The sequence below is a fragment of the Sphingobacterium sp. 18053 genome (assembly GCF_902706145.1).
Classification (GTDB): Bacteria; Bacteroidota; Bacteroidia; order Sphingobacteriales; family Sphingobacteriaceae; genus Sphingobacterium; species Sphingobacterium paramultivorum.
This window is the reverse complement of the sequence record NZ_CACSJW010000008.1, coordinates 219,665-232,538: the sequence shown is the minus strand read 5'-3', so window position 1 is coordinate 232,538 and position 12,874 is coordinate 219,665. Positions and strand designations below refer to the sequence as shown.

Genomic DNA, 12,874 nt, shown 5'->3' with positions numbered 1-12,874 from the left:
TACATGAAGTGTACAGTATGCCCGACACCTTGTAGCATGTAAAAATGATAGATAATTATTTCTGTAAAATCGGGGTTACTGGAGAACCGTCGGTCAATTTGTCAAATCCACTGGTAATAACGCGATCGTTCTCCTGTAGTCCTGAGTAGACGATATAATTGTTTTTGGTTTTTCCTGTAAGCTGGATATTTCGTTTCTGTGCTTTATTGTTTTGGTCCAGTATATACACGAAGGTTTTATCCTGCAATTCATTGACTGCAATCTGAGGAATTTGTAGAACGTCCTTTTTAACCTCTGCAATTTTAAGCGTGCCACTACTTCCGGATCGAAGTATATTGTCGTGGTTTTGGAAAGTGGCGCGCAAGGAGATCGCTCCCGTAGTACGGTTAATCTGGCCATTGACGGCATCGACTATACCTTTTTTTGCGTATTCTTCACCATCTGCAAGGACTAGCGTAACTTCGGGAAATACAAGCTTCTGATTTTGGTTGTATTTTTTCCCTTCTAGGCTATCTTTTTTTGCCTGTGCTTTGGAAAAATAAAGAAAGTCAGATTCATTCATGGAAAAATAAACATAGACTTCCTGGATGTCTGAAAGATAGGTGAGGGGTTCTTTATCTCCTTTTGAGACCAAATTTCCGATGCGTTTTGGAATCCGACCAATATAACCGCCTACTGGAGCTGTGATAACCGTAAAATCCTTGCTGATCTGAGCCGAACGTACGGCTGCGATGGCTTGATCCAGTGTTGCCTTGGCTACCTGATAGTCTGATTTGGCCGATGCCAGTCTGACATCGGAGATAACGTCGTTTTGAACCAGCGGTTTCAATCGGTCGACTTCGAGCTGTGCATTTTTAAGTTTGGCTCTGGCGACCTGCTCTGTAGCAACCATGTTATTGAGATTTTCCTGATAAGTAGAGGGGTCTACTTTGAACAGTTTCTGGCCTTTTTGAACAAAAGAACCTTCATCGATATAAATTTCCTGAAGCAGTCCTTCCACCTGTGGGCGGACCTCAACGTTAACTTTACCTTCTATGGTGCCCAAATAATCCTTGATGGTGGTTGCATCTGATTTAGTGACGGTATAGACGGGCAAGGCTACGTTTTTTTCTTTGGTTTTATTTTCTTTTGAAGAACTTGAAGAACAACTTACCTGTGTGGCTAAGGCTGAACAAATCAATAGGGATACTTTAAAAATAGATAATGTTTTTTTCTTCACAATGCTTGATTAATTTTTACGATATATGTTTTGTGTAATATGAATATTACAATATAAACGTCAAATAGTTTAATTATTGTGAAGATTAACATTTGTTAACATCTCAAATTTTAGTTAATAACTGTTCAATTATTAATCAATAATAATGTTTAATAGTTTTAAGAATTTGATTGTTATGGTTTTATGGAGAGAGGTACATCATATTTTCCCTCAAAGGAAAATATGATGTTGCTTGTATTGTAGCTTAGAATTTAAGGTGCTTCACGGTCAATCCGTTATTGATAAGCTGTTTTAAAGCATCAATACCTATACCGATATGTTCTTCTACATATTTTGCTGTAACTGTTACATCACTGACGGAAGTTTTGACTCCTTCCGGCACCATCGGTTGATCCGAAACTAGCAGTAAAGCACCTGTTGGAATCTTGTTGGCAAATCCGACGCTGAATATCGTTGCGGTTTCCATATCAACGCACATGGCACGGATTGATTTTAAATATTTTTTGAAAGCTTTGTCATGTTCCCAAACCCGTCTATTGGTGGTGTATACCGTTCCAGTCCAGTAATCGCGTTGGTGATCCCGAATTGTAGTGGATATGGCCTTTTGCATGGCGAAGGCAGGTAATGAAGGTACTTCGGGTGGAAAGTAGTCATTCGATGTTCCCTCGCCGCGGATAGCGGCAATTGGAAGAATCAATTCACCTACAGGAATTTTTTTCTTGATACCCCCGGTCTTACCCAAGAATAGAACGGCTTTTGGTGCAATTGCTGATAATAGATCCATAATGGTTGCGGCCATTGGACTTCCCATTCCGAAATTGATAATGGTGATGCCTCCGGCAGTGACGGATTGCATCGGTTTGTCTTCCCCGTAAATAGGAGCATTATCATGCATTTCAGAAAACAGGTGGATATATTTTGAAAAGTTCGTTAAAAGGATATACTCCCCAAACTCTTCCAAAGGCCTTCCCGTATAACGAGGAAGCCAGTTGTTCACGATTTCTTCTTTGGTTTTTAAACCTGGTGTGATCGGACTATTTACGGTATTCTTTGCACTTTTCTTTGTTGTCATAGTCATTAAATTTAATTTCTTGAATCTCTTATCTTCCTGTCAACATTCCGTTATGGCTATGTTATTATTGTAATATAAGATTTTTAATTCTTTTCTAAAAAAAAATCCCGTTCAGCGAACGGGATTTTTTTTAAGCGACTTTAAGCTTTTTCAAATCGGACTTTTCGAATTTTTTCTTCGCATAGTCCAAGGTAATTTCTAATGCTTTCTGTCCCGTTTGCTCTTTTGTTGACGGAATCTCAAACATGGCGTCCAGCATAATGGCTTCGCAGATACTGCGGAGGCCACGGGCTCCAAGTTTAAATTCGTCAGCTTTATCAACAATAAACGTATATACGTCAGGATCAAATTTTAGTTCGATGCCTTCGTATTCAAACAACTTCTTGTATTGTTTTACCAATGCATTTTTTGGTTCAGTCAAAATGCTCAGTAAAGTTTCCTTATCCAGTGGATTTAAGTAAGTCAATACAGGAAGACGGCCAATTAACTCCGGAATTAAACCAAAGTTCTTTAAGTCTTGAGGTGTAATATACTTGTACAGATTGTTCAAGTCGATTTCCTCTTCGTCTTCGTTCATTTTATAACCTACTGTTTGCGTGCGCAGACGGTTTGCAATTTTCTTTTGAATACCGTCGAATGCACCACCACAGATAAATAGAATATTACTTGTATTGACTGCGATCATTTTTTGATCCGGGTGTTTACGGCCGCCTTGAGGTGGAACGTTTACAACTGTACCTTCGAGAATCTTCAATAAAGCTTGCTGCACACCTTCACCCGATACATCTCTCGTAATGGAAGGATTGTCGCTTTTACGTGCGATTTTATCAATCTCATCGATATAGATGATACCGCGCTCTGCAGAGGCTACATCATAATCCGCCGCTTGCAATAAACGTGTCAATATACTTTCTACATCTTCCCCTACATAACCTGCTTCTGTCAATACAGTTGCATCTACGATACAGAATGGTACATTTAATATCTTAGCAACAGTTTTTGCCAGCAAGGTTTTACCTGTACCCGTTTCACCAACGATAATCAAATTGGATTTTTCGATTTCAATTTCGTCTTTATCCACTTTCTGATTTAAACGTTTATAGTGATTATAAACTGCTACTGAAATTACTTTTTTAGCATCATCCTGACCGATTACATATTGATCCAGGTGAGTTTTAATCTCCAAAGGACGGATCAACTTTAAAGCAGTCTGTAAAGTTTTACTTTTTCGTTGTTTTAATTCTTCTGCCAAGATTTCGCCTGCCTGCTGGATACATCTGTCACAGATGTGTGCTCCATTGCCTGCAATGAGCATCTGAGCTTCATTTTTGCTTATGCCACAAAACGAACAGTGAATGTCTCTATCGTTATTCTTTGCCATTGTTATTTAATAATCTCCTTCTTAGGAAGTAAAATTTCGTCAATCATACCGAATTCTTTGGCTTCATTGGCTCTCATCCAGTAATCGCGATCTGAAGATTTTTCTACCCATTCGTAAGTTTGTCCAGAGTGATCTGAAATAATGGTGTATAATTCTTCTTTCAATTTCATCATCTCACGTAAGTTGATTTCCATATCGGCAGCAACTCCTTGTGCACCACCGGAAGGTTGGTGAATCATGACGCGTGAGTGACGTAAGGCTGCACGTTTGCCTTTTGCACCAGCAACCAAAAGAACAGCTCCCATAGACGCAGCAATACCTGTACAGATCGTCGCTACATCTGGCGTGATATATTGCATGGTATCATAAATTCCTAGTCCAGCGTATACGCTTCCGCCTGGTGAATTGATATAGATTTGGATATCACGTTGTGCATCGGTAGATTGCAGGAACAAGAGCTGTGCCTGAATAATGTTGGCTACCTGATCATCAATACCGCTGCCTAAAAATATGATACGGTCCATCATCAAACGCGAAAACACATCCATCTGTGCAACGTTCAGTTGACGTTCTTCCACGATGTAAGGTGTAAGGTTTGTAGGAATGCTTGTTTCTGTGCGAGCAATGAAGCTATCAACATGTTGACTTCCAATACGGTGATGCTTTACTGCATATTTTCTGAATTCGTTTTTATCTATATTCATCTTTTTATTTTTTTCTATTCTGTAGGACTAATATAAAACTATATTTTAAAAATCAAATAAATTGAAAAGATGTTTTACATCTACTTTACATTTTTTTGGTGATCCCGCTCCAAGAACTCTTGATACCGTATATTTGGGCTATTTTTTTATCTGTTTCATGTATAGCCCCTTAGCTAATTTCGTTATAGTTTGGGAGGTCTTCTAAAAATTCATAGGACTCCGTATTAAAATCAATTTTACAATAGTAATGATTCATGCCGTTGCTCACTAACAAGTATGGTATGCGGTGCACCGTATTATAATTTGCAATTTGCTCAAATACTTGCTGTGTGATTTTTATATGTGGCGCCTTAAACTCGGCTAAAACGACCTTATTTCCGCTGCTATTGTAAATTAACAAATCACTCCGTTTCTGAAGGTTATTTAATTTCAATCCGCCCTCAATATGCATCAGTGATTTGGGGTAATTTTTCATGAGTGACAAATAATTGATCCAATGCTGTCTAACCCATTCCTCCGGTGTTAATACCAAGTCCTTTTTTCTGAGCTCATCAAAGATGTAAATCGCATTGTTCTTTTTGGATATTTTAGCTTTAAATGGCGGTAAGTTCAGTGGAGTCGGTGAAAACATACACAAATATACTAAAATTTTAGCAAAAGAAATAAATTCGTGAAGTCCGAAATACAGTGTTTTTTTTTGACTTGTCTGATTTTTTAGGCTGTGGGGAACCCTATGTCTGCATTTATGACACGATTGCTTAACCAAATTGTGAAAGTTATGTTGCTGAATGTTCAAGGCTTTAAACCAATAGTTTAATGTAATGGCGGTGCAGGAGTCAATTATAAAAGCGTAATTTTATGGAGTTTTACTCGGTTGAATTGCCATTAAAATCGTAATTTTGCTTCTCATAAAATGCCCATGCTCGAGCTCGATAGACATTTTGATGTGCGGTGACATGGGAGGATTTTAGCGCTAGCAGATCGCTTGGATGCCGGAAACAAATAGGGGGCAACTGATCTACAGCCGACGAATAAATAGACTACATATGAACATAAATCCGATCTTATCCGATATTAAGAACAGGTCTTTTAAACCAGTGTATTTATTGCAAGGGGAGGAGAGTTATTTCATTGATACCATTGCCGACGCTTTGGAAGCAACAGTATTGAACGAAGCGCAGAAGGGCTTTGATCAATCGATTTTCTACGGAAAAGATATTGATATGTCTACCGTTGTCAATGCAGCAAAACGGTATCCCATGTTGAGTGATTATCAGGTGATTATTATCAAGGAGGCACAGGAGCTAAAATGGAAATCGGATACGGAAGAACTGTTGACTAAATACCTGGAGCATTTTACACCGACAACCATTCTTGTGTTTTGTTTTAAACATGGGAAATTTGACAAACGCAAAAAGATCTATAAAGTCTTTGAAAAAAAAGGGCTGGTTGTTGATGCGGCTAAACTATACGACGATAAGGTGGGCCCTTGGATTGGAGCGTATGTGAAAGATACCGGCTGGCGCATTCATCCGCAAGCTACGATGATGATTGCGGACTATCTCGGTAATGACCTGTCCAAAGTGTCCAATGAACTTGACAAGCTGATGCTTAATGTTCCAAAGAGCCAAGAGATAAGCATGGAAGATGTTGAACGAAATATTGGTATTTCCAAAGATTATAATGTTTTTGAATTAAATACTGCATTGGCTAAACGTAATGCCCTAAAAGCTTATCAAATAGTCGATTATTTTGTAGCGAACCCCAAAAATAATCCGCTGGTGATGGTTATTGGACAAATTGCTACCTACTTCACGAAGATTCTCAAATACCATTATCTGATCGACAAATCGGTCGCGGCAAAAGAATTGGGCGTACATCCTTTCTTTCTGAAGGAATACGAGCTTGCTGCAAGAAATTACAACCGGCGGAAAACTTTCGATGTGCTCAATGTGTTGAAGGAGACTGATTTAAAATCCAAAGGTGTCAATGTGCCGAGCAATTTCAATAGCGAAGAGATTTTAAAAGAAATGATCTATCGAATACTTAACTAATCCCATCCAACAGCAAGAACACCAGCAGTGGTGTTTTTTTTTACACAAATTTAATAATTAAACACTTGTTTAAATTAAACGTTTGTTTAACTTTGTCGCGCATTTAGCGAGAACGTATTTTATAATCGCTATGAATATGCGATTGTATCTTTAAAAGATCGAGGTTTAAAATGGAATTTAACGAGAAACAGATTGATATTCTGCTTGCAGCAGAGCGTCTTTTTGCAACAAAAGGATTTGATGGGACTTCCGTTCGTGACATCGCCAATGAGGCGAATGTGAATGTTGCGATGATCAACTATTATTTTGGATCTAAGGACAAGCTACTGGATACGTTTTTTGAATGGCGTGTTCCTGATTTTATGATCAATGTGGATGAGTTGGCGCTTGTCGATAATGCGTTGGATAAAATTGACGCTATGGTGGATAAATCGTTTAAGTCCATGAACTCCCATCGCAAACTGTATCATATCATTACCATTGAAAGTTCGTTAAAGCAACGCATGCTGATCTCGGAGGCTTTTCGCAAACTCAAGTTGCACAATCTTGAAGTGATATCGTCTGTCATCAATGCGGGGGTAGAGCAGGGAGTATTCAAAGCGGGTTATGATCCCATCTTGATCCACTCCATGATGATGGGCGTATTTATGAATTTTCAGATGAATCATTGTTTTTTACAGGATCAGTTGCATATCGATAACGATGAGGACTATGCAAATTATATAGAAACAACTTTAACAGAATTTATACAGAAAACAATTAAAGCTTTATTGACATATGAAAAATAAGTTGGCCAATTTGAGTGCTTTATTGCTTTTAAGTCCTATGGGTCTGTTGGCGCAAGACAACAAACACATGACTTTGGAAGAGATAATTCACTTGGCCGCAAATCAAAGCGTGGAAGCAAAGTCTACCGATACCAAGATATTGGGGAGACAGCTCGAAGTCGAAACTGCCAAATCGAAACAGCTTCCTGATGCAAAATTGAGTGGACAATACATGGCTATGACTACTCCAAATGTGAATTTAAAGTTGGCTTTAGGTGAGGGGGGCTCTGCTCCGGATATTGCTGCAAACCAATTGTGGTTAGGACAGGCATCGGTGAGCATGCCAATCTATACAGGTGGACGTATTAAAGGGGGAATTAATATTGCAAAAGATGTATTAAAAGCCGAGGAATACAACGCTGTAGCAAGTAAAGAGCAACTGGCTATACGTGCAGTGAATCTTTATTTAAGCCTTTATAAGGCTCAGCAAACCAACTTGTTGATTGCTGAAAATATCAAGCAGTCTGAGCAGCGTGTTTCGGATTTTAAAGCGATGCTTGACAATGGTTTGATCGCGCGTAACGACCTGTTAAAAGCAGAACTGCAGCTTTCAAATTATCAGGTTTCGCTTCAGGAAGCACAGAAAAATATCAAGGTGCTGAATTATCAATTGGCAAATTTTTTAAAAATTGATGAGGATACGCAGCTGGATCAGATCAATCTGGCTGAGGTGAACGGTGTTGATTTGGGTTTAAAAGCATCTTATGACGCTGCGAAAACCTCACGTTCTGATGTGAAATCTTTGGAGTCACAACGGTTGGTTGCAGAGGACCAGTTGAAGGTAACAAAAGCATCTACATTGCCACAGGTTTCTGCAACGGCAGGTTACAATGCTTTTGGTTTGCAAAAAGTGGTTACCGTAACAAATGCGGCCATGGTAGGTGTAGGTGTATCCTACGACATCGGTTCACTTTATAAAAACAAAAGAGAAGTGAATGTTGCGAAAAATCATATCAGGGAAATTGATGAGCACATTGAATTATTAAACGATAAGGTGAAAGTGCAGGTTCAACAGGCCAATGAAAACTATATGCTGGCACAAAAGCAGGATGTGGTTTACCATCAGGCGGTGGATCAGGCGGTTGAAAATTATCGTATTACAAAAGATAAGTACGATAATGGTATCGCGGATACAGACGATTTGTTAACTGCCGACGTACAGCAGCTTCAAAGCAAAATCAATCTTGCGATCAGCAAAGCAAATACCATTGAAAAATATTATGACCTGCTGTTAGCAAATGGGTCTTTAAACATTAAATAGCAATTAATCTAGACATGGAAAATACAGTAGAAAACGCACCTGAAAAGAAAGGTACAAATAAAAAATTTACAATTGTTTTGGTGGCATTGGTCATCTTCGGAGGAGCGTACGGTGCTTATAAATATATGCATGGTCAGGCGCATGAAACGACAGACGATGCGCAGGTAGAGAAAAACATGAGTCCGATCATTCCACGCGTTGGTGGGTTTATCTCGAAAGTGTACGTAAAGGATAATGATTTGGTTAAAAAGGGGGATACCTTGTTCACTATTGAGAGCCCAGATTATCAGGTTCGTGTGGACGAAGCGCTAGCATCCTTGGCAGCAGCTCAAAGTAGCTTTGATGTTTCAAAGGCAGATGTATCTGCATCTTCGGCTAATGTAGCCATTTCAGATGCAACGATCCAATCTAATTTGGGCAGTATCGATGCGGCACGTATTCGTGCTAAGCAAGCGAACAATGATTATATCCGCTACCAAAACTTATACAACAATCAGTCAATTACGAAACAACAGTATGAGCAGGCATTAACAGCAAAATTGGAAGCTGACAAGCAGGTTGAAATTTTGCAACAACAACGTAACGCCAGTGCATCGCAACGCAATGCAGTCGTAAGTAAGACTACAGTAGCTTCAAAGCAAACTTCTGTTGCAGAGGCGAATATAAAAAGAGCAAATGCGCAACTTGAGGCGGCTAAATTGAACCTTTCTTATACTGCGGTACTTGCTTCTGTGGATGGTCAGGTATCGAATATCAAGGTACAACCGGGGCAGATGGTCAATCCAGGTCAATCTTTGTTCTACATTGTAGATAATATTGAAACCTGGGTCGTTGCTAACTTTAAGGAGACGCAATTGGAAAAAATAAAACCTGGACAAAAAGTTGGTATTAAAGTGGACGCTTATCCTGCTATTGAGTTTGAAGGTGAGGTAAACTCTTTCTCTCCAGCAACTGGTTCACGATTCTCTTTATTGCCTCCAGATAATGCAACTGGTAACTTTGTAAAGACTGTTCAGCGTTTACCTGTAAAGATCAAATTGACAAAAGACAATAAAGCAGAAAATGTGGCTTTGCTCAGACCGGGCATGAATGCTGACGTAGATGTGCATGTTCAATAACTATGGAAAATTTAAATCAACAAGATAGTCTGGTTGAATATGGTTTTCGTCGCGTTGTAATCACGATTACAGCGGTGCTTTGTGCGCTGTTGGAAATTGTGGATACAACCATTGTCAATGTGGCCCTGAACGACATGAAAGGTTCACTGGGGGCGACGTTGACGGATGTCGCATGGGTTATCACAGCTTACGCAATTGCGAATGTAATTGTGATCCCGATGACCAGCTGGTTGTCCCAACAGTTTGGGCGTAGAAATTACTTTGCGGCTTCTATTATCATATTCACAGTATCTTCATTTTTGTGCGGTAATGCAACCAATATGTGGGAGCTTGTTGCATTTCGCTTTATACAAGGGATGGGTGGGGGAGCCTTACTGGTTACAGCCCAGACTATTATCACGGAAAGTTATCCCAAAGAAAAACGTAGTATGGCCCAAGCTATCTACGGGATGGGAGTCATTGTTGGCCCTACATTAGGGCCGCCGTTGGGTGGGTACATCATCGATAACTTCTCTTGGCCGTATATCTTTTATATCAATGTGCCGCTTGGTATTATTGCGACCTTGTTGACCTTATCTTTTGTACGCAGTCCTAAATACAGTCAAAAGCAGTCTGCTAGGGAAGTGGATTGGTTCGGTATGATATTTTTGATCATGTTTATTGGCTCACTTCAGTTTGTATTAGAACACGGACAACAGGATGACTGGTTTGACGACCCCTTGATTTTAGGCTTATCGATTTTATCTGTCTTTGGATTACTGTTTTTTATATGGCGGGAGTTGGTGTACGATAAACCGATTGTTAACCTGCGCGTATTGAAGGATAAGAATTTGCAGGTGGGTGTGGTGATGAGCTTTATTCTTGGTTTTGGCTTGTTCGGATCGACGTTTATTATTCCCATCTATACGCAGTCGATATTGGGATGGACGGCAACAGATGCAGGTTTGCTCTTGTTACCAAGTTCGATTATGACCGGTATCATGATGCCTTTTATCGGTAAGATGATCCAAAATGGTGTTCCTCAGAAGTATATGGTTGCCTTAGGGCTATGTATCTTTTTTGGCTTTTGTTTTTGGATGTATAGCCTCATGACAAACGATACAGGTTCGGAACATATGTTTTGGCCATTGATTCTCCGCGGAGTTGGCCTAGGATTGTTGTTTGTACCTGTTATGACACTGTCTTTATCAACATTACATGGTAAGTCAATCGGTGAAGGGGCTGCTTTTACAGGGATGATGCGTCAATTGGGTGGTTCATTTGGAATTGCTTTGATTACGACATTTATTGCCCGTGATAGCCAAAAACATCGTGTTGATCTGGTAGCTAATTTAGACCCAAGTAAGTTTGATGTGCAACAACGGGTGCAGCAATTGCAAATGAGTTTTCAGGCGAAAGGTTTTTCGCCTAATGAGGCTTTGGCCAAAGCGCATCAAATATTGGACTTGAGTGTGATGAAGCAAGCGACCGTTTTATCTTATATGGATGTGTTTTTGTATCTAGGGATTGTCTTTTTGATTTGTGTCCCTTTTGTATTGATGATCAAACAGGGGAAAACACAGATCGATATGTCCAGTGTGCATTAGTATTGGATTCGTCTGCTGCGCTGTTATCATAGTGCAACATCAGTGAAGAACAATTTATCGTTCAATCAGAAGTCCTCAAAAAGTGTTTAACTTTTTGAGGACTTTTTTTGTGCACGTTCTTTTCTGGTAGAAAATCATGTTGAGTTGGCGTTTCTTTTTGAGTTGGCGCTTCTTATTGTCTGGACATGAGAAAGCATACATTTTTGTCCATTGAAAAACCATAAATTGAAAAACCTGATTTAGAATTGATTGTTTAATAATAAAGAGTTTGGAAGAATTGATCTTTTGGCATCAGAAAAGACGGTTCTTGTTGAATTGCGATTAAGGTAGATTTTTTGTCTTCAAAATAGCGACTGCATGTATACAGAAAAACTTAATTTTTTGGCGTTTATCATTCCCTTATTTTTAATCTTGATGGTGTTGGAATATTGGTATAGCCTCAAAAAACAGAAACGTTTTTATTCTTTTGATGAATCGATCTCAAATCTCAATGTTGGTATCGTCGAGCGTATGTGTGATATGTTTTCTGTTAGTTTATTTTACTTTTTTTTCGTTTGGGTGTATCAAAACTTTGCGATATTTCACATTGAAGCTAATTTTTGGACCTGGATTATCCTTTTCCTATTTACAGATTTTCTCTGGTATTGGTATCATCGCTATAGCCATGAAATAAACTTGTTGTGGGCGGCTCATGTTGTACATCACCAAAGTGAAGATTATAACTTTACCGTAGCAGCCCGGATCACCATATTTCAAGCCGTTTTCCGTTCGTTATTTTGGGCTTTTATTCCCCTTTTGGGATTCCCTCCCTTTATGATGACCGCTATTCTGTTGATTCATGGCGTATATCCATTTTTCTCCCATACGCAGACCGTAGGAAATTTGGGGATTTTAGAGCGTGTATTTGTAACGCCATCTCACCACCGGGTGCATCATAGCAGTAATGAAATCTATTTGGATAAGAATTATGGAGATATCCTGATTATTTGGGATAAGCTATTTGGAACATTTATCCCAGAGCAAAAAGAAGAACCTTGTGTCTATGGACTCACAAAACCCATTCACCGCTACACTTTTCTATGGCAGCATTTTCATTATTTATTTGAAATTGGTTTGTCATTTAAGCGGGCGGAAGGATTTAGGAACAAAATGCGGACTATATTTGGTAGGCCCGACGATATACAGCCTGAAATTCGCGAAGAACTGGAAGAGCGCATATTTGCAGGAGCTAGGCCGCAAGCTCATGCACAGGTGTTAAGCCGCTATATCTTTTTTCAGTCGATGTTGACGATGCTCCTGCTTTTCTTTTTTTTGCTTTACGGTAATTATCAGCAACTCATACAACTCCTTATTGGCGGAGGATTTATTCTCTGTAGCGTCATTTGTATTGGGGGGCTTCTAGAACATGAAGATTGGGTTTTTCCACTTGAGATGCTTCGGTTATTCTTATTACTGCTGTATATCGGTCTAACTTTTTATTCAACATTGGGGCTTGTTTTGGTAGGATGTTTCGCTTTGACTCAATTGATTTTTTATAAAACGTTAGCAGGTCACTATAAAAAAGTTTTGCGTCTTGAAAGATGTTGAAAATTGACTTCTGAAGAGCCATTCCCTGTGAATGGTAGACGCAGTCAAATTTGTGAGGGCGTTGT

At 39.3% G+C, this 12,874-nt stretch carries 11 protein-coding genes; 6 read left to right on the top strand and 5 right to left on the bottom strand.

Going from position 1 to position 12,874, the window contains the following annotated elements; translation table 11 throughout:
• Positions 1–55: 55 nt before the first annotated feature.
• From GVK91_RS19580 to GVK91_RS19560, 5 genes are all read right to left on the bottom strand, one after another.
• The gene (locus GVK91_RS19580) at positions 56–1,219 is read right to left on the bottom strand and encodes an efflux RND transporter periplasmic adaptor subunit (protein ID WP_227550202.1); all 1,164 of its coding nucleotides are present in this window, start codon (positions 1,217–1,219) and stop codon (positions 56–58) included.
• A 244-nt stretch (positions 1,220–1,463) separates the two neighbouring features.
• Positions 1,464–2,297 carry an AMP nucleosidase gene (locus GVK91_RS19575; RefSeq protein WP_120332702.1) on the bottom strand — a complete coding sequence of 278 codons (834 nt, stop codon included), beginning with the start codon at positions 2,295–2,297 and terminating at the stop codon, positions 1,464–1,466.
• A gap of 124 nt (positions 2,298–2,421) precedes the next feature.
• Positions 2,422–3,672: an ATP-dependent Clp protease ATP-binding subunit ClpX gene (gene clpX, locus GVK91_RS19570; RefSeq protein WP_070565518.1), complete on the bottom strand. Its 1,251-nt coding sequence runs from the start codon at positions 3,670–3,672 to the stop codon at positions 2,422–2,424.
• A 2-nt stretch (positions 3,673–3,674) separates the two neighbouring features.
• On the bottom strand, positions 3,675–4,376 hold the full coding sequence (gene clpP / locus GVK91_RS19565; RefSeq protein WP_046674530.1) for an ATP-dependent Clp endopeptidase proteolytic subunit ClpP: 702 nt from the start codon (positions 4,374–4,376) through the stop codon (positions 3,675–3,677).
• Between the two features lie 169 nt (positions 4,377–4,545).
• A complete protein-coding gene (locus tag GVK91_RS19560) occupies positions 4,546–5,007 on the bottom strand; it encodes a type I restriction enzyme HsdR N-terminal domain-containing protein (protein ID WP_153846354.1) in 462 nt (153 codons plus the stop codon).
• A gap of 415 nt (positions 5,008–5,422) precedes the next feature.
• On the opposite strand from GVK91_RS19560, the gene holA reads away from it, so the two are divergent.
• The 6 genes from holA (at position 5,423) to GVK91_RS19530 (ending at position 12,809) form a co-directional block, all read left to right on the top strand.
• Positions 5,423–6,430, top strand: coding sequence for a DNA polymerase III subunit delta (holA, locus tag GVK91_RS19555; RefSeq protein WP_159730962.1), 1,008 nt, complete (start codon positions 5,423–5,425; stop codon positions 6,428–6,430).
• A gap of 170 nt (positions 6,431–6,600) precedes the next feature.
• The gene (locus GVK91_RS19550; protein WP_075993267.1) at positions 6,601–7,218 is read left to right on the top strand and encodes a TetR/AcrR family transcriptional regulator; all 618 of its coding nucleotides are present in this window, start codon (positions 6,601–6,603) and stop codon (positions 7,216–7,218) included.
• Positions 7,208–8,518: a TolC family protein gene (locus GVK91_RS19545; RefSeq protein ID WP_120332703.1), complete on the top strand. Its 1,311-nt coding sequence runs from the start codon at positions 7,208–7,210 to the stop codon at positions 8,516–8,518. Before GVK91_RS19550 ends, GVK91_RS19545 begins: the two co-directional genes overlap by 11 nt.
• 14 nt (positions 8,519–8,532) lie before the next feature.
• Positions 8,533–9,636, top strand: coding sequence for an HlyD family secretion protein (locus GVK91_RS19540; protein ID WP_159730960.1), 1,104 nt, complete (start codon positions 8,533–8,535; stop codon positions 9,634–9,636).
• Positions 9,637–9,638: 2 nt separating this feature from the next.
• Positions 9,639–11,222, top strand: coding sequence for an MDR family MFS transporter (locus GVK91_RS19535; protein ID WP_153846350.1), 1,584 nt, complete (start codon positions 9,639–9,641; stop codon positions 11,220–11,222).
• A 357-nt stretch (positions 11,223–11,579) separates the two neighbouring features.
• Positions 11,580–12,809, top strand: coding sequence for a sterol desaturase family protein (locus tag GVK91_RS19530; RefSeq protein ID WP_200845666.1), 1,230 nt, complete (start codon positions 11,580–11,582; stop codon positions 12,807–12,809).
• Positions 12,810–12,874 lie beyond the last annotated feature (65 nt).

Coding starts and splice junctions, on each gene's coding strand:
- GVK91_RS19560 (WP_153846354.1), bottom strand. CDS start 5,007: ATGTTTTCACCGACTCCACTGAACTTACCGCCATTTAAAGCTAAAATA.
- clpP (WP_046674530.1), bottom strand. CDS start 4,376: ATGAATATAGATAAAAACGAATTCAGAAAATATGCAGTAAAGCATCAC.
- clpX (WP_070565518.1), bottom strand. CDS start 3,672: ATGGCAAAGAATAACGATAGAGACATTCACTGTTCGTTTTGTGGCATA.
- GVK91_RS19575 (WP_120332702.1), bottom strand. CDS start 2,297: ATGACTATGACAACAAAGAAAAGTGCAAAGAATACCGTAAATAGTCCG.
- holA (WP_159730962.1), top strand. CDS start 5,423: ATGAACATAAATCCGATCTTATCCGATATTAAGAACAGGTCTTTTAAA.
- GVK91_RS19545 (WP_120332703.1), top strand. CDS start 7,208: ATGAAAAATAAGTTGGCCAATTTGAGTGCTTTATTGCTTTTAAGTCCT.
- GVK91_RS19550 (WP_075993267.1), top strand. CDS start 6,601: ATGGAATTTAACGAGAAACAGATTGATATTCTGCTTGCAGCAGAGCGT.
- GVK91_RS19535 (WP_153846350.1), top strand. CDS start 9,639: ATGGAAAATTTAAATCAACAAGATAGTCTGGTTGAATATGGTTTTCGT.
- GVK91_RS19530 (WP_200845666.1), top strand. CDS start 11,580: ATGTATACAGAAAAACTTAATTTTTTGGCGTTTATCATTCCCTTATTT.
- GVK91_RS19540 (WP_159730960.1), top strand. CDS start 8,533: ATGGAAAATACAGTAGAAAACGCACCTGAAAAGAAAGGTACAAATAAA.